This window comes from Vagococcus sp. WN89Y (assembly GCF_052220145.1).
Classification (GTDB): Bacteria; Pseudomonadota; Gammaproteobacteria; order Enterobacterales; family Enterobacteriaceae; genus Kosakonia.
This window is the reverse complement of sequence record NZ_JBQPOM010000014.1, coordinates 107221-124032: the sequence shown is the minus strand read 5'-3', so window position 1 is coordinate 124032 and position 16812 is coordinate 107221. Positions and strand designations below refer to the sequence as shown.

The 16812-nt window shown below is 50.7% G+C and carries 18 protein-coding genes; 15 read left to right on the top strand and 3 right to left on the bottom strand.

All coding sequences use genetic code 11. The features are described 5' to 3' along the window. Positions 1-15: 15 nt before the first annotated feature. Entirely contained in the window at positions 16-372 is a 357-nt protein-coding gene (locus ACTU3N_RS04565) for a nitrous oxide-stimulated promoter family protein (RefSeq protein WP_443084953.1), read from the bottom strand. 178 nt (positions 373-550) lie between these two features. On the opposite strand from ACTU3N_RS04565, the gene ACTU3N_RS04560 reads away from it, so the two are divergent. From ACTU3N_RS04560 to ACTU3N_RS04530, 7 genes are all read left to right on the top strand, one after another. Then, positions 551-1147: an NAD(P)H-dependent oxidoreductase gene (locus ACTU3N_RS04560; RefSeq protein WP_443084952.1), complete on the top strand. Its 597-nt coding sequence runs from the start codon at positions 551-553 to the stop codon at positions 1145-1147. Between the two features lie 471 nt (positions 1148-1618). Next, positions 1619-1828: a hypothetical protein gene (locus ACTU3N_RS04555; protein ID WP_443084951.1), complete on the top strand. Its 210-nt coding sequence runs from the start codon at positions 1619-1621 to the stop codon at positions 1826-1828. 165 nt (positions 1829-1993) lie between these two features. Then, positions 1994-2551, top strand: coding sequence for a YrbL family protein (locus tag ACTU3N_RS04550; protein ID WP_443084950.1), 558 nt, complete (start codon positions 1994-1996; stop codon positions 2549-2551). A 251-nt stretch (positions 2552-2802) separates the two neighbouring features. Further along, entirely contained in the window at positions 2803-3486 is a 684-nt protein-coding gene (locus tag ACTU3N_RS04545) for an ABC transporter ATP-binding protein (protein ID WP_443084949.1), read from the top strand. 3 nt (positions 3487-3489) lie between these two features. Beyond that, complete coding sequence (locus tag ACTU3N_RS04540) at positions 3490-4884, top strand: ABC transporter permease (RefSeq protein WP_443084948.1); 1395 nt, start codon at positions 3490-3492, stop codon at positions 4882-4884. 34 nt (positions 4885-4918) lie between these two features. After that, positions 4919-5698, top strand: a complete 780-nt coding sequence (locus ACTU3N_RS04535; RefSeq protein WP_443084947.1) for an outer membrane lipoprotein-sorting protein — start codon at positions 4919-4921, stop codon at positions 5696-5698. 3 nt (positions 5699-5701) lie between these two features. Next, positions 5702-6943: a hypothetical protein gene (locus ACTU3N_RS04530; RefSeq protein WP_443084946.1), complete on the top strand. Its 1242-nt coding sequence runs from the start codon at positions 5702-5704 to the stop codon at positions 6941-6943. Here the strand turns inward: ACTU3N_RS04530 and cynR are convergent. Continuing rightward, on the bottom strand, positions 6924-7820 hold the full coding sequence (gene cynR, locus ACTU3N_RS04525) for a transcriptional regulator CynR (RefSeq protein ID WP_443084945.1): 897 nt from the start codon (positions 7818-7820) through the stop codon (positions 6924-6926). The genes ACTU3N_RS04530 and cynR overlap by 20 nt on opposite strands. Positions 7821-7953: 133 nt before the next feature. On the opposite strand from cynR, the gene ACTU3N_RS04520 reads away from it, so the two are divergent. From ACTU3N_RS04520 to chbG, 8 genes are all read left to right on the top strand, one after another. Then, positions 7954-8412: a nucleoside deaminase gene (locus ACTU3N_RS04520; RefSeq protein ID WP_443084944.1), complete on the top strand. Its 459-nt coding sequence runs from the start codon at positions 7954-7956 to the stop codon at positions 8410-8412. Then, positions 8409-9590, top strand: coding sequence for a cyanate transporter (locus ACTU3N_RS04515; protein ID WP_443084943.1), 1182 nt, complete (start codon positions 8409-8411; stop codon positions 9588-9590). The genes ACTU3N_RS04520 and ACTU3N_RS04515 overlap by 4 nt, the downstream gene beginning before the upstream one ends. Before the next feature lie 272 nt (positions 9591-9862). After that, positions 9863-10183 carry a PTS sugar transporter subunit IIB gene (locus ACTU3N_RS04510; RefSeq protein WP_443084942.1) on the top strand — a complete coding sequence of 107 codons (321 nt, stop codon included), beginning with the start codon at positions 9863-9865 and terminating at the stop codon, positions 10181-10183. Between the two features lie 73 nt (positions 10184-10256). Beyond that, positions 10257-11615, top strand: a complete 1359-nt coding sequence (gene chbC / locus ACTU3N_RS04505) for a PTS N,N'-diacetylchitobiose transporter subunit IIC (RefSeq protein WP_443084941.1) — start codon at positions 10257-10259, stop codon at positions 11613-11615. A gap of 50 nt (positions 11616-11665) precedes the next feature. Next, the gene (gene chbA / locus ACTU3N_RS04500; RefSeq protein WP_443084940.1) at positions 11666-12016 is read left to right on the top strand and encodes a PTS N,N'-diacetylchitobiose transporter subunit IIA; all 351 of its coding nucleotides are present in this window, start codon (positions 11666-11668) and stop codon (positions 12014-12016) included. 7 nt (positions 12017-12023) lie between these two features. Further along, positions 12024-12866 (top strand): transcriptional regulator ChbR, encoded by an 843-nt coding sequence (gene chbR, locus ACTU3N_RS04495; RefSeq protein WP_443084939.1) that lies wholly within the window; start codon positions 12024-12026, stop codon positions 12864-12866. Between the two features lie 106 nt (positions 12867-12972). Continuing rightward, on the top strand, positions 12973-14322 hold the full coding sequence (locus ACTU3N_RS04490; RefSeq protein ID WP_443084938.1) for a 6-phospho-beta-glucosidase: 1350 nt from the start codon (positions 12973-12975) through the stop codon (positions 14320-14322). 18 nt (positions 14323-14340) lie between these two features. Then, on the top strand, positions 14341-15099 hold the full coding sequence (chbG, locus tag ACTU3N_RS04485) for a chitin disaccharide deacetylase (RefSeq protein ID WP_443084937.1): 759 nt from the start codon (positions 14341-14343) through the stop codon (positions 15097-15099). Positions 15100-15224: 125 nt separating this feature from the next. Here the strand turns inward: chbG and ACTU3N_RS04480 are convergent, their stop codons facing one another. Continuing rightward, positions 15225-16673 (bottom strand): leucine-rich repeat domain-containing protein, encoded by a 1449-nt coding sequence (locus ACTU3N_RS04480; protein WP_443084936.1) that lies wholly within the window; start codon positions 16671-16673, stop codon positions 15225-15227. Positions 16674-16812 lie beyond the last annotated feature (139 nt).

Below are 16812 nucleotides of genomic sequence, written 5' to 3'. Positions count from 1 at the left end.
AACAGCGCGGCTGCGCTATTGCGGAGATTTATGTTTCGGGCGATATTTTTCCGCAAGCTCCGGCACCGCGCGTTTATCATCAATCAAATGGCGCACCGTTAAAATCGGGTGTCGCCACAGCATGCGTGGCCCTGCCCAGCGCATAATTTGCTTCATCTCTTCGCGTCTCGCCGGCTGGTAACAGTGCACCGGGCACTGCTTACAGGCCGGTTTCTCTTCACCGAAAACGCATTTATCCAGCCGTTTTTGCGCGTAGTCGTATAACGCGTCGTAATGCTCCGGCTCTTTCACCGCCTCAGGGCAGGCGCGTTGATACAGCGCAATCATTTTATGAATGGTCAGTTTTTCCCGCCGGATACGTGAACCCGCCATAATGCCTCCCTGAATAATAAATTGTATCAATAATACATCTTATCGCCCCGTCGGTGCACCCTCTACGTGCGTGTTTCAAAGGTAAGCATCCTCGCCTTGACAGGGTCATATACCAACTGTAAGTTACTATTAGTAGGTTATTTCTGTTAATGCCCGATGGCAAACGAGGAGGTTCAGCATGCACGCACTTATCGTGGTTTCACATCCTTTAGAAAATTCACTGACGTCCAGTCTGGCGAAGGCGGTTGCCCAGGGCATTTATGAGGAGAATGCGCAAAACAGCGCTGAAATCGCCATGCTGTCACAAGAAGGCTTTAATCCTGTGTTTAATGCTGACGATATGGCGGCCTTTTTACAGACCGCGCCGGTGCCGGAAGATGTTGCCGCAGAACAGAAACGACTCGATAAAGCCGATGCTTTGGTGCTGGTGTTTCCTGTTTATTGGTGGTCTATGCCCGGCCTGCTTAAAGGCTGGATCGATCGTGTCTTCACGAATGGCTGGGCTTATGAGGACAACGCGAATGGCAAGGTAATAAAGAAGCTTGGCCGTCTGCCGGTGCATCTGGTGGGGCTGGGAGGCTCGGACATGAAAACATTCAAAAAGCACGGTTATGAAGCGTCATGGAACACGCAACTTTCACACGGGATTTTCGATTATTGCGGCGCACCGGTACTGAGCAATACTGTCCTGATGCTGCCGGATTTTGGCTCTGCACAAGCGTGCTTGCAGCAGGCGGTGAAAATAGGTGTGGGGATATTTTCCAGGCAGCAATAAAAACACCATCCCTCCCGCGTGGAACCCGCATTATGTCGGGTTTCTGACGCTTCAAAATCGAAATTCCTGTGGCAGGCGTGTGTCTATTCTTTAAAAAACAGGCTCAGGTGATTGATTTTATAACTTATGTCTTGTTTTTATAATTTTTGTGCGTCGCTTTGGCCGGCTTCAGGCTATCTCTGGCAGTTATGGCCGCGCGATGAGGCATCGTTAGCTCTCTATTTATTGTAAAGATAATATTTGTGAAGAATTAATAGCGCTTCGTTTATGTTGTACTTTTCGCTTAGCGTAATTTATTCGCCAGCTTGTTTTTAGCTCAAATTGTTAATTATAATTGTTAGTTTGTATTTACTCTGGTCGTTTCTCAAAATCATAACAACGGAAATCGTGGCGACAATGGCTATAAATCCTTCCCGGGAAATAATCACTGCGTTCAAAGCAGAGCTAAAAGAAATAAGAGAAGAGTGCTGCATGGGTAAAAATCTTAATTACCTTTATGCCCAGCTTATTGTGCTGCTCAATAAGTATGCCACTGAAACGCAAGGACTTTCTGTGAAAGAGCAACAACGTGTCCTGAAGAAACTTCGCCGCCAGCTTGCGCCAGGCATTTTTGTATTCAACAAAGCGTGGCGGGAAATCAGCCGAGGCGGGCAAATTTATCTGCAAAAAATGCAGGAGTGAAAATTCTTATACACTCGCCGCAGCATCACTTTCATTCACTTCTGCTTTAAGTAAAACACGCCTTAAGTACAACGAGTTACCCCTCCGCTTATCATTTCAGCCATTCATTCGTTTAGTGAATGTTTAAGTTCCCCACGCCATAATTAATGGTTCAGGAGGAGCGCAATGCTGATACTAAAAAACAAAATTGGCAGCGGACGGCATCGTCAGTGTTATAACCATCCACACGATAACGATAAATGTATAAAGGTGCTTTATAACCCGGACGACGGCGGCATAAAAGAAGTCAAACGCGAGACGTCCTACTATCGCAGGAAGTCCAGCCAGATTCAGGCCTGCCAGGCTGTGCCTAATTACTACGGGAAGATAAAAACAGACCGGGGTCACGGCCATATTTTTGATCTGGTGAGGGACTACGACGGCCAGGTATCGAAAAGTCTTGAATATTATATTCAGCGCAATGAAATAACGGGCCATGAACTTCAGCTTAAACTCAAAGAGTTACGTCATTCGCTAATTAAAAGCGGCATTTCGACGATGACGCTGAAGGAATATAATATTCTGTATCGCAAAACGGCGCCCGATGAGGGCTATCTGATGGTCATTGATAACATCGGCGAATCAGAGTTCTTGCCCATTTCCTCGCTATTCCGGTTCCTGCACCGGAAAAAAATCGACAGGATCTTCCAGCGTTTTTTCCAGCGTCTGGAAACACTAAATTAACCCGTTATTCAGGCGAAAGGCCCTTTCATTATGGTCTTCCGCTTTTTTTTGTTTATCTGCCTGCCAATAAATATTCTTAATTATCTCCCCCGCTAGTGCAGCCTGCATTTTTTTATAGCATAATGAGCGACCATATATTATTTATGGTTATAAAGGTTCGCCTTTTAATTTAAATCTGCAATTTATCATTCATATTTGGCCGCTACGGATAACCGGCCGGAGCGTTCTCGTTATACTCAGGATTAGAGAAAATGTGGGCAGTAGAAATGCAGGGCGTCAGTAAAAGTTATTTACTGGGCCAGGTGCGTGTTAATGCGCTTAAAGATGTCTCGATTAATATCGCACCGCAGCGGTTTACCGTATTATCCGGTCAGTCGGGTAGCGGAAAAAGCACCTTACTCAATTTAATTGGTGGGATTGATAATCCCGACAGCGGGCGTTTGCTCATTGCCGGTAAGGAGCCAGGGCGTCTGAGCGACGATCGGTGTAGCGAATTTCGCGCGCGCCATCTGGGCTTTATCTTTCAGAACTTCAACCTGATCCCGGTATTAACCGCCCGGGAAAATGTCGAGGTTCCGCTCATTTTACAGCGCTGCAGCGCAGCTCAACGCAGGCGAGCCGTCAGCGAAATGCTGGAAAACGTTGGGCTTGCGGATAAATCCAACTCATTACCAGCGCAGCTCTCCGGCGGGCAGCGCCAACGGGTTGCCATCGCCAGGGCGCTTATTCACCGCCCTTCGCTGGTTCTGGCCGATGAACCAACCGCCAATCTGGACAGCAAAACCGGAAAATCCATTTTGCACCTGTTGCGCAAGTTGCAGCAGGAGCAGGCGATCACCGTCATCTTCTCTTCCCACGACGCGCAGGTTATCGCTGCGGCTGACGATCACTATGTGATGCATGACGGCAGCATCACCTCGGCGAATGCAGGCTAACCGATGCAAATGTTAAAGACTCTGCAACATGCGCAGCGTAACCTACTGCGCAACCGCCGTCGCACGCTCTCCACCCTGTGCGCTATCGTGGTCGGTGCCGTTGGCATTCTGCTGTTTGGCGGCTATAACCGCTCTATTGAATACAGCCTGCAAACAACCTTTATCCGTGACAGCGGACATTTGCAAATCCAGCACCGCGACTATCTCCTGCAAGGCACCGGCAACCCGGCGCAGTACAGCATTCGCGACTATCAAAAAGTGATGGACGTCATCGCCAGCGACCCTGTACTGAAGCCGATGGTGGTGGTCAGTACGCCGGTGCTGCTGCTGACCGGAATCGCCGGCCACTACGCGGTGGGAACATCGCGGCCTGCGCTTATTTACGGCAGTGAAGAACAGGGGCAAAAACAGCTTAATCAGTGGGATGAATACCAGCTTGGCAACACGCTTCAAAGGCGCAAATCTCTTGATGGCACCCTGCCAGATGCGGCACTGACAGGGCGTGGCCTGGCGCGGCTGTTGCAATTGTGCGATTTTGTCAAAAACCAACCCTGTGGCGCACCGACCCCGCAAGAGGGTGCTGCTGGCTTGCCGGACGATATTTTACAGCTTTCACAAAGGGTGCATGCCCAACAGCCACAGGGCAAAGACGACACCATTGAGCTGCTTGCCGCGACAAGCGACGGCGCGCCGAATATCGTGCGCGTGCAGGTAGCAGGGGTTCAGCCGCAGCCTGCCCGCGAGCTGGATGACAGCATGGTCGCTATCCATTTGCGCCAGGCACAGCAGCTGTTATTCGGCCGCGAGACGCCGGGCGTGACGGCCATTATTCTGCAACTGCACAGCACCACCCAGCTGGATGCGGCGCGGGCGCGGCTACAGCAGCTGTTTGCCAGCGAGCTGGCGGAGTATGCACTGACGGTGTACGACTTCAGCGAGTTGCAGCCGCTCTACCAACAGATCCTGGCGATGTTCGGCAAAATCTTTAACTTCCTGCTCGCCTTAATCCTCTGCATCGCCCTGTTTACGGTCGGAAATACCATGAGTATGGCGGTGCTGGAGCGCACGGTTGAAATTGGGACGTTACGCGCGGTGGGGCTGAAGCGGCGCGATATCCAGCGCCTGTTTCTTTATGAAGGCGCGCTGCTGGGGGCGATCGGCCCGCTGCTTGGCGTGAGTGTCTCGCTGGTGCTGGCCTGGGTAATCAATCGATCCGGACTATCCTGGCAGCCTCCCGGCGTAATAGAACCGATCCCGATTCGCATCAGCGTCTGGGGAGAGTGGGCGATGACGGGCAGCGTGGTGGGCGTTTTGCTGCTGGCGACGGCGCTCTCCTCCTGGTGGCCAGCGCGGCGCGCGGCCAATGTTTATATCGTCCAGGCGCTGCGCCACATCTGATCTCTCTGGCACCATCAACACGGAAGATTTATCCATGCGAATTATTCATCCGGCACGGCTGCTGGCCTGGCTGATAGTACTGGCCTGCGCCCCGGCAGGGGCCACGCCCAATGCTCAGGAGATTTTGCAACGCAGCGACGCGGTACGCAATCCGGGCCGCTCATTTAGCCTGCTGACCACGCTTATCAGTTATAAAAACGGTAAACAGCATGAATCCACCCAGCTTATGCTTTACTCCCGCGCCGATCCTAATGGCGGCCAGTTTCGCAGCCTGCTGCGCTTTATCAACCCACAACGCGACGCCGGGAAACTAACGCTAAAAAGCGGTCGCGATCTGTGGCTCTACGATCCCGCCAGCCGCGCCAGCGTGCCAATCTCACCGCAGCAGCGCCTGCTCGGTCAGGCAGCCAATGGCGACGTAGTAACCTCAAACTGGGCGCTGGACTACCGGGCAACGTTGGTTGGCGAGGAGCAGATACAGGACGGAGAGCGGCAACTGCGCGATTGCTATCGCTTGCATTTGACGGCGCAAAACCCGGACGCCGCCTACCCATCGATGGAGCTATGGGTGGATAAGACAGACTTCAAAAGCCGCAAGGCGGAGTTTTATGCCCTCAACGGAAGCCTGCTGAAAACGACCTGGTACCGGCGCTATCAGCAAGCGCTGGGCGGCGAGCGCCCGACCGAGTCGGTCATTATTGATGCGGTAAATTCACAACTGGTAACCATATTGCACTACCAGGATTTTGCCTGGTACGACGTACCGCAAGCCTGGTTGCAGCGTGACTTTCTGCCCCATTTTCGCGAGGAGTAAGCAATGCGCGTTCCCAGGTTTTGCTGCTTCCTGCTACTGGCGATAGCGGCCAGCGCTTACGCCGACAGCGAGATCCCTTTTGCTGCTTTCGAGCTGGCTGACAGCACCGATTTCACCACCAACGCGGAAAAAAACCTCTGGTTACTGGCGGAAGCCGCCGCCACTGCCGGAGACACGGCTGGCAATACACAGCGCGCATCGCTGGATTTACGCTGGGAGGCTTCGCTTAACCGGCAATGGCGCGCCGGTTTTTCCGACCGCGTGGACGGCCATTTTAGCCAGGATCTGAAGCAAAGCGATAGCCTTAACACGCTGCGTGAAGCCTGGCTGAGCTACAGGCTAACGCCGCAAACTCTTTTCGATGCAGGGCGTATCAATACCCGCTACGGCGTGGCGCTGGGTTATAACCCGACGGATTTTCTCGGTCGCGGCACGGTGCGCTCGGCGTCCTCCGCCGACCCGGAAATGCTGCGCAGTAACCGGCTCGGTAACGCCATGATCCGGGTGCAACGCTTCTGGGATCGGGCCGCGCTTAGCGCAATCTGGTCGCCCAAAATCAGCAGCAAACCCGCCACCAGCAGCACCAGCCTTGACTGGGGAGCAAGCAACCCGCGCAACCGCCTGCTGCTTTCCGGCAGCTATCGTCTTGCGGAAAACCTTAATCCACAGCTGTTATTGCTTCAGGAAGAGCAGCGTTCGCCACAGTTTGGCGCCAACTTTTCAAGGGTTTTGTCGCGCCAGGTTCTGGTCTACGCCGAGTGGGCAGGTGGGCGGCAGCCGCTCGCCTGGCAAGAAGCACTGCCCCGGCAACAGTGGCAGGTGCGCTGGCGCAATCGCACAGCGGCAGGTGTCACCTGGACGGGTGAAAACCAGCTCTCTTTACGCCTGGAGGGGCATTACAACGGCCTTGCCGATAATAGCCGGGCGCTGGCTTATCTTTCTGCCGCCGCCGGGTCTGGCGGCGGGCAAAATACCACGCCCGTGGTGACTGAGTGGGTGGCTCCCCGGCGTGCGGCGTTGTTACAGGCTTACTGGGCAGATATTTTCGACCGCTACGATCTGAACATTATCTGGCAGCGAGATATGCAGCGCGGTCAAAACCTGGGGTTTGCTGAAGTGCGCCATCATATCGGGCCGGTTGACCTGGCGTTACAGTGGCAAAAAGTCTTTCGGTTAAGCACTCATTCGCGCGTACTGGCGCAGGCCGATCGGCGCTGGCAGCTCTCTATTGGCTACTTTTTTTGAGATCCTCGGCTACCGCAAGCGTTAACGTTTTGAAAGCACGCGCGGCGCTGCTCTGCCAGGCATCTTTGCGCTGCATCAGTACCGCCGTTCTCTCCAGCAGCGGCGGGTGAAGTGAAATCGCCCGCAGAGAGTCATGGCTTGCCGCAATCGCCGCCGGTAACAGGGTCGCGAGCGGAGTACGGCGAATCACTTCCAGTACTGCAGTGATGGAATTTGCCTCCATCACCACCCGTGCGTGCAGCCCCTTTTCTGCGCAGGCGCGGTCGATTTGCCCACGCGTTGCGAAATCTGTGCTGAGCAAAACCAGCAACGCATCATTCAGGCTCGCAAGCGCCGCGCCGGAACTTGCAGCCAGCGGATGCTGGCGGCTGACCACCAGCGCGAGCGTCTCGTTGAGTAAGGGTTGCATCACGATCTCCGGCGAATGCCTCTCTTCAAATGCAATCCCGACATCCTGCTCCCCTTCAAGCAACTGCTCCTCTATCCGCTCTTGTGACATTTCACTGATCGTCAGTCGGATGGCGGGATAGCGCTGCCAGAACGCCGCCAGCACCGGGCCGATAAACCAGGCGCTAAAGGTTGGCGTCACCGCCACACGCAGCGAACCCCGGCTTAAATCTTCCACATCATGGAGCGCGCGTTTTCCCTCTTCCAGCTTCTGCATCACTTGTTGCACATAGCGTAACCAGACCTCCCCGGCGTCGGTTAACTGGATGGAGCGCCCGTTGCGATCAAAAAGCTGCGCCCCCAGGCTCTCTTCAAGCTGCTTTATCTGTTGAGATAATGCCGGTTGAGAGACAAACAGCGCGGCGGCAGCGCGCGTAAAACTGCGATGCTGCGCAACGGCCAGAAAGTAAGTGAGATGACGCAGAAGCATGGCTTAACTCATAAGTAATAACTATAGACTCTATCATAAACGATTATTTTAACTTATAAAACGTTGCGTTTACCCTGTCAGTAACACTTTACGTGGCGGTACCACGCCCTTTTTTGACATGTACAGGAAAAAAATGACTGACCATGACAAGTACCTGCAGCGCGCAATTACCCTTGCGGCAAAAAATGTTGAACACGGCGGACGCCCGTTTGGGGCCGTGGTAGTGCGTGGCGATGTGATAATCGCCGAGGCCGTCAACACCCTGCATACCGACGGCGACCCGACTGCCCATGCTGAACTGAACGCGATACGCGATATCGCAGAACGCTTTGGTAACGCCTCGCTGCGAGAATGTGTGGTCTATGCCAGCGGGCAACCGTGCCCGATGTGCCTGAGCGCCATGTATCTCACCGGCGTACAAGCCGTCTATTTCGCTAACAGCAATGAGGACGGAGAACCTTACGGCCTTTCCACCGCCGCGATTTATCACCAGCTCCAAAAACCGCTGGCGCAACAGTCATTAGCCATCCACCATCGCCCCCAGGCTGAAGGGAAGCCGCTCTATATTCAGTGGTCGCAACACCAGTCATGAGCAAACAAAAACAGACGATGCTGCTGGTGCTGGTCGTCATCGGCCTTAATATGCGCCCGCTGTTAACCTCCATCGGCCCGTTGCTTGCGCCGTTGCGCCAGCTCAGCGGCATGAGCTTTACCGTCGCGTCAATGCTCACCGCGCTGCCGGTTATCGCCATGGGGATAATGGCGCTAGCCGGGGGCCGGATAGACACGCTTTTTAGCGAGCGCAACAGCGTCGCGCTGAGTTTATTAATGATTGCTGCGGGAGCCATGCTGCGGGAAATAGTGCCACAAAGTACCGTCCTGCTGACCAGCGCTCTGATTGGCGGCATCGGTATCGGGATAATCCAGGCCGTGATGCCCGCCGTGATAAGGCGTCTTTTTGACCGGCGGATGCCGCAAGTGATGGGGCTTTGGTCAGCCGCACTGATGGGCGGCGGCGGCCTGGGCGCCGCGCTGACGCCATGGATTGCTGAGCACAGCGCGGTCTGGTATCACGCGCTTGCATGGTGGGCGCTACCGGCAATCGTCGCGCTTATCGGTTGGTGGCCGCAGAGCAAATCCCTTGCGCCACCTGCTCACGAACCGGCTAAAACACTCCTGCCCGGCCTGCATTTCAGCCCCCGCGCCTGGATTCTGGGACTCTACTTCGGTCTGATTAACGGGGGCTATGCCAGCCTGATCGCCTGGTTGCCGCCTTATTATGTGCAGCTTGGTACCAGCGCTCAGTACAGCGGCAGCCTGCTTGCGTTATTAACGCTCGGGCAAACGCTGGGCGCGTTGCTGCTGCCTATGTTTGCACGCCATCAGGACAGGCGCATGTTGTTGCTGTTTGCGCTGTTGCTACAACTGGTGGGTTTTTGCGGTTTTATCTGGCTGCCGATGGGAATGCCGGTCTTGTGGGCCAGCGTCTGTGGTATTGGCCTGGGCGGCGCATTTCCGCTGTGTCTGGTGCTGGCGCTCGATCATGCGCCCCACCCGGCGATTGCCCGGCGGCTGGTCGCATTTATGCAGGGTGTGGGGTTTATTGTTGCAGGCCTCGCACCGTACCTTTCGGGTTTATTGCGTAGTCTGAGCGGTGACTACGTGCTGGACTGGGCTTTTCACGCGGTTTGCGTTGTCGTATTGATTTTGCTGACCCTGCGTTTTGCCCCGGCACATTACCCGCGTGAATGGCATCATCATACAACATGAGACAGCCACGGCTTATTTGTGCTCCTGATAACAATTTTCGACAAGGCGATGCCCCGTTCTCTAATTACCCGAAATGTGAAGGGGGGCATGGCGCAAGGTCAACCAGAGACAATTTTGTTGGCCAACGAAATACCATCCCTAAGTGCAATGCCATATACTTCTTTTTGCCGCTTAAAAAAGAAATTCGGTTATGCAAGTGAGAAATGCCCCACTGCTGGCTCCCGCTTGTGAAAAGTCTGGATGACAAATAATCGTATATGAGGGTTGCTGCGATGGAAAAGAAACACATTTATCTGTTCTGCTCTGCGGGTATGTCCACATCTTTACTGGTTTCGAAGATGCGCGCGCAGGCAGAAAAATATGAAGTACCGGTCATTATTGAAGCATTTCCTGAAACGCTGGCCGCAGAAAAAGGCCCGCAGGCAGATGTCGTTTTACTCGGCCCGCAAATTGCCTATATGCAGGCGGAAATTCAACGCCTGTTACCGGATAAACCTGTCGAAGTTATTGACTCCATGCTTTACGGCAAAGTCGATGGTTTAGGTGTGCTTAAGTCTGCGGTTGCAGCAATCAAAAAAGCCGCTGCTAACTAATTACTCCCGTCAAAGAATAATTTCATACACTTTCGCCGCAATATATTATTGCGGTATTGAGAGGTGTTTTGCTATGAGTAATGCTATTGCTTCACTTGAAAAAATACTTCTGCCTTTTGCTGTTAAAATAGGCAAGCAGCCACATGTTAATGCCATCAAAAACGGTTTTATTCGGCTGATGCCATTAACCCTCGCCGGGGCAATGTTTGTATTAATCAATAATGTTTTCTTAAGTTTTGGTGAAGGCTCTTTTTTTTATTCCTTAGGTGTCCGGCTTGATGCGTCAACCATCGAAACATTAAATAGCCTGAAAGGTATTGGCGGCAGCGTCTATAACGGCACATTAGGTATTATGTCGTTAATGGCCCCCTTCTTTATTGGTATGGCGCTGGCCGAAGAGCGTAAAGTCGATGCGCTGGCCGCCGGGTTACTCTCCGTTGCCGCATTTATGACTGTGACGCCTTACAGTGTTGGTGAGGCCTATGCGGTAGGCGCAAACTGGTTAGGCGGGGCGAATATTATCTCCGGGATTATTATTGGACTGGTGGTCGCAGAAATGTTTACGTTTATTGTGCGCCGCAACTGGGTTATTAAATTACCGGATAGCGTACCGACTTCTGTTTCCCGCTCATTTTCTGCATTAATTCCTGGCTTTATTATTCTTTCCATTATGGGGGTAATTGGCTGGACGCTGACGATATATGGTACCAATTTCCATCAAATTATTATGGATACCATTTCTACCCCGCTGGCATCGCTGGGCAGTGTGGTTGGCTGGGCTTATGTCCTTTTTGTGCCCCTGCTGTGGTTCTTTGGTATTCATGGCTCGCTGGCGCTGACCGCACTGGATAGCGGTATTATGACTCCCTGGGCACTGGAAAATATCGCTACCTACCAGCAGTTCGGCTCCGTGGATGCGGCGCTGGCAGCCGGAAAAAGTTTCCACGTCTGGGCAAAACCGATGCTGGACTCTTATATTTTCCTCGGTGGCAGCGGGGCGACACTTGGCCTTATCATTGCTATCTTTATTGCTTCGCGCCGCGCCGATTACCGTCAGGTGGCAAAGCTTGCGCTCCCTTCCGGTATTTTCCAGATTAACGAACCTATCCTGTTCGGCCTGCCGATTATCATGAACCCGGTCATGTTTATCCCGTTTATCCTGGTGCAGCCGGTTCTTGCCGGTATCACTTTGCTGGCCTACTACTCCGGCATTATTCCACCGATAACGAATATCGCGCCGTGGACGATGCCAACCGGGCTGGGCGCTTTTTTTAATACCAACGGTAGCGTTGCCGCCCTGCTGGTCGCTCTGTTCAACCTTGGCGTGGCAACCCTTATCTACCTGCCCTTCGTGGTGATAGCGAACAAAGCACAAAACACGATTGAGCAGGAAGAGAGCGAAGAAGATATCGCGAATGCGTTGAAGTTTTAATGTAAACCCGGCAGGCGCTGCCGATGCCGGGTGAAGTGAGAGGTAATGCTATGTTTGAACTCGATAATATTATTGATACACCAACGGCAACAGACGCGTTAGAAGAAGTGGTGATGGGGCTTATCATCAACTCCGGGCAGGCGCGCAGCCTGGCCTACGCCGCCCTAAAACAGGCCAAGCAAGGCGATTTTGAAGCGGCTAAAAAAATGATGGTTCAATCGCGCCAGGCATTAAATGAAGCGCATCGCGTGCAGACGAAGCTGATTGAAGACGATCAGGGAGAAGGCGCAATGAAAGTCAGTCTGGTTCTGGTGCATGCTCAGGATCATCTGATGACGTCGATGCTGGCGCGAGAGTTAATTACTGAGTTAATTGAGCTTCACGAAAAACTGAAAGCTTAAGGAAGAGATGATGCAGCTTACGATTGACACCCTGGAAATAACTACTGTGCGAGAGCAACAGCTTTTTAACGGCAAAAACTTCCATGTGTTTATCTACAACAAAACCGAAAGCGCCAGCGGGCTTCATCAGCACGACTATTATGAATTTACGCTGGTTTTAACCGGTCGCTATTACCAGGAGATCAATGGTAAGCGGGTGCTGCTGGAGCGAGGGGATTTTGTATTTATTCCGTTAGGCTCGCATCATCAAAGTTTTTATGAATTTGGCGCGACCCGCATACTGAATGTCGGTATCAGTAAACGTTTTTTTGAACAGCACTATCTGGCGCTCTTACCCTGCTATTTTGTTGCTTCGCAGGCCTATCGGGCTAACAGTGCTTTTATGACCTATGTAGAAACGGTTATTGCCTCGCTTAATTTTCGCGAAAGCGGACTGGATGAATTTATTGAAGTGGTAACGTTCTACATCATTAATCGGTTACGCCATCACCGCGAAGAACAGGTTATCGATGATACGCCACAGTGGTTAAAAACCACTGTCGAGGCGATGCATAATAAAACACAGTTTGCCGAGAACGCACTGGAAAATATGGTGCGGTTATCAGGTAAATCGCAAGAGTACCTGACACGCTCAACACAGCGTTATTACAGCAAAACGCCGATGCAGATAATTAATGAGATCCGCATCAACTTTGCGAAAAAACAGCTGGAAATGACCAACTATTCCGTTACCGATATCGCCTGGGAGTCAGGGTATAGTAGCCCCAGTTTGTTTATCAAAACGTTTAAAAAGATGACCTCTTTTACGCCTAATAGTTATCGTAAAAGACTCACTGAATTTAATCAGTAATTTACTTACGCAATTCGATAAATTTACTTGTCTGCCTGCAACATAGCGCCAGTCCCGTGGCGCTATTCCCTGACATCAATCAGGCATACACAGAAGGAAGAAAGTTATGAGCCAGAAATTAAAAGTCGTCACTATTGGTGGTGGTAGCAGCTATACCCCAGAATTACTCGAAGGGTTTATCAAACGCTATCACGAACTGCCGGTAACGGAATTATGGCTGGTGGATGTGGAAGACGGAAAAGAGAAACTGGATATTATTTTCGACCTCTGCCAACGGATGGTAGATAACGCAGGCGTCCCGCTCAAGCTGTATAAAACGCTGAACCGCCGTGAGGCGCTCAAAGACGCAGACTTTGTTACTACGCAGCTGCGCGTAGGCCAACTCAAAGCACGCGAGCTGGATGAGCGTATTCCCTTAAGCCTGGGTTATCTTGGTCAGGAAACAAATGGCGCTGGGGGGTTATTTAAAGGGTTACGCACCATTCCGGTGATTTTCGACATCCTGAAAGATGTCGAAGAACTTTGTCCAGATGCGTGGGTTATCAACTTCACGAACCCTGCCGGAATGGTAACCGAAGCCGTATATCGTCACACAAACTTTAAAAAATTTATCGGCGTATGCAATATTCCGGTTGGCATGAAAATGTTTATCCGCGACGTGCTGAATCTTGATGAGAGCGATGCACTGTCAATCGATCTCTTTGGGCTTAACCATATGGTCTTTATAAAAGACGTGCTGGTAAATGGTCAGTCACGCTTTGCGGAATTACTCGATGGCGTTGCCAGCGGGAAATTAAAAGCGTCGACGGTAAAAAATATTTTTGACCTGCCCTTCAGCGAAGGTTTAATTCGCTCGCTGAACCTGCTTCCCTGTTCTTATTTGCTCTACTACTTTAAACAAAAAGAGATGCTGGCAATAGAGATGGGGGAATACTATAAAGGCGGCGCGCGTGCGCAGGTGGTACAGCAGATCGAAAAACAACTTTTTGAACTGTATAAAGATCCGCAGCTTAAGGTAAAACCAAAGGAACTGGAACAGCGCGGAGGAGCGTATTACTCCGATGCGGCTTGCGAAGTTATCAATGCTATCTATAACGATAAGCAGAGCGAGCACTACGTTAATATCCCGCACCACGGGCATGTAGATAATATTCCTGCGGATTGGGCGGTAGAAATGACCTGCATATTAGGGCGCAATGGCGCAATTCCGCACCCACGTATCAGGCATTTTGACGAAAAGGTACTGGGGCTTATTTATACAATAAAAGGCTTCGAAATAGCGGCCAGTAATGCGGCGCTGAGCGGTAAGTTAAATGATGTGCTGCTGGCGCTAAACCTCAGTCCTTTGGTGCACTCAGATCGCGATGCTGAAAAACTGGCACATGAGATGATCCTTGCCCATGAAAAATGGTTGCCAAATTTCGCACAATGCATTGCCCAACTTAAGGGCGAATAACACCAACAGGGGAAAGCTATGGAACGCTTATTAATTGTAAATGCCGATGACTTTGGCCTGAGCAAAGGGCAAAACTACGGCATTATTGACAGTTATCGCCACGGAGTGGTCACCTCAACAACAGCGCTGGTCAATGGAGAGGCGATTGACCACGCTGTGCAGTTAAGCCTGGAGCTACCAAAACTGGCAATCGGCATGCATTTCGTGCTGACGCTGGGTAAACCGCTGTCGCTAATGCCTGGCCTCACCCGCCAGGGGCAACTCGGTAAATGGATCTGGCATATGGCGGATGAAGACATTCTTCCACTGGATGAAATCACCCACGAGCTGGAGTGTCAGTACCAACGTTTTATCACGCTATTTGGCCGGGAGCCCACGCATATCGACAGCCATCATCATATTCATATGATCCCGCAGATCTTCCCTATCGTAGCGCACTTTGCCGCACGCAGGGGATTGCCGGTACGCTTTGACAGAAAAAGCGTGTTTAACGATGCGGATTTTGAGCTGCCTGTACGCAGCACGCAGGGGTTCAGTAGCGAGTTTTACGGCGAGGACGTTTCAGAAACCTGCTTTTTACAGGTGCTGGATGCATCTGAGGCGAGAGGCGAGTCTTCAGTGGAGGTAATGTGCCATCCGGCCTTTGTCGACAATACCCTGCGTCAAAGCGCTTATTGCTATCCACGCTTAACTGAACTTGCAGTACTGACTTCCCCCTCGCTGAAATATGCAATTGCAGAACGCGGATATCAGTTGGGTAATTTTCAGGATATCTAATCCATAATTTAATATAGCGGCGGGAGTTACGCCGCTATATAATCCATAAGTACATTCAAATATCATTGGTTAAACCAATCACAACTCACAATCACCCGTTATTTTATATCAGAAAGTCACTGGCATTAATTGCTTACATATTGCGTCAAAGTCCCGGCGAATATATAGCTTCGCTCGTCGGTTTCGCTCCATGCTAAAGCATTCAAGCCCGGATTATCCCAGGTCACAGTTTCAGTATCCGGATCATAACTTCCCGGTGTATACCAGGTTATTGGCGGAACATTACCCTCACGATTGAATAACGACAGGCTGGTCGACTGCCCGAGTGTTGTATCATCCAGGGTGATTACCTGATCATCTACAGAAAATTGCAGATAGTATTTATCTGACAAACTGCGTAAATCCGTGATTTGGTTGTCATCAAGCATGGCATAATTAAGCAAGGTGAGATCTTTAAGAAAGCTCACATCTTTCATGCCCGTGTCGACGGCATTGAACATTTGTAAATAAGTAATATTCGAGATCGGGCTAAAGTCGTCAATTTTATCGTGGGCAATATACAGCCCAAAAATATTTTTATTTACATGAGTTAAATCCGTAACACTAGTATTTGGGAAGCCAAAGTCAGCCAGTACAGGAGCATTATCTATTGGGGAAATATCCTTCAGGTCGGGATTGTTATAAAGTGACAATATTTTTAAGTGAGCAGCATCCTTCAATGGAGTCAAATCAGTAATATTATCTGATTCTGCCATAAATGTTACCACAAAATCTTTCGATTTTTTGATAAAAGAAATATCTGTTACATTATTATTGGATATTTCGACACGCCCCAGGGCTTCACGATCGGTGAGAACTGAAAAATCGCTGATGCCAATATTATTCAGCACAGCAACTTGCAAAGTAGTTCTGTCACACAGAGGTTCGATACTGGAAAGCGGATTATTACTAAAATATACACCTCTTAGATTGGGATAATTCTCAACCACAGAGATATCTGAAATATTGTTATCAACAAAGCTGAACTGGCTCATATTTACAAGCCCGCTTAGCGATGAGATATCGGAAATATTATTACCATCAGCACCAAGTGTTTGCAGGCTCGTAATAGTATTAACCGGTGAAATATCAGTAATATTATTGTAATTGACAGCCAATGTGGTAAGCGCCGGAAGATTTTCGATAGGTGAGAGATCGGAAATATCATTATTGCTCAAACCAAGATAATATAAATCTTGTAGACCACCTAAAGGGGTAAGATCCTGGATTTGATTGACAGACAGCTCTAATTGTACGGCATTAGTCGCATACTCCAGACCCGAAATATCGGTTATCCCGGCAGAAGTGGCAGTGAGTGAAATGAGCGCTTCCAGTTCATCCTGAGTAATAGGATCACCCTCCGGAATATTTAACGCAGCGCATACTTTGCTTGCCAGCGCAGCATCTGGGAAAATAACTTCTTGCGAGGCCGATTTTTGCGTTTTAACACTATCCAGTAAATGGCTATCAACTATTGTACCAGCAGCCGGGAATAATTCAGAGCTAACGAAAGTGGTTTGGCTAGCATTGTTCATATACACCTCTGTTCAGGTAATAGAATATTAATACCTCACCGAAAACGATGAAATATATATAGATTCACACCTTTTTTATGCACAAATGATGATAGCGCAATATAATTTTTGCGAACATAAAGCGTTGTGGCCTTAACGA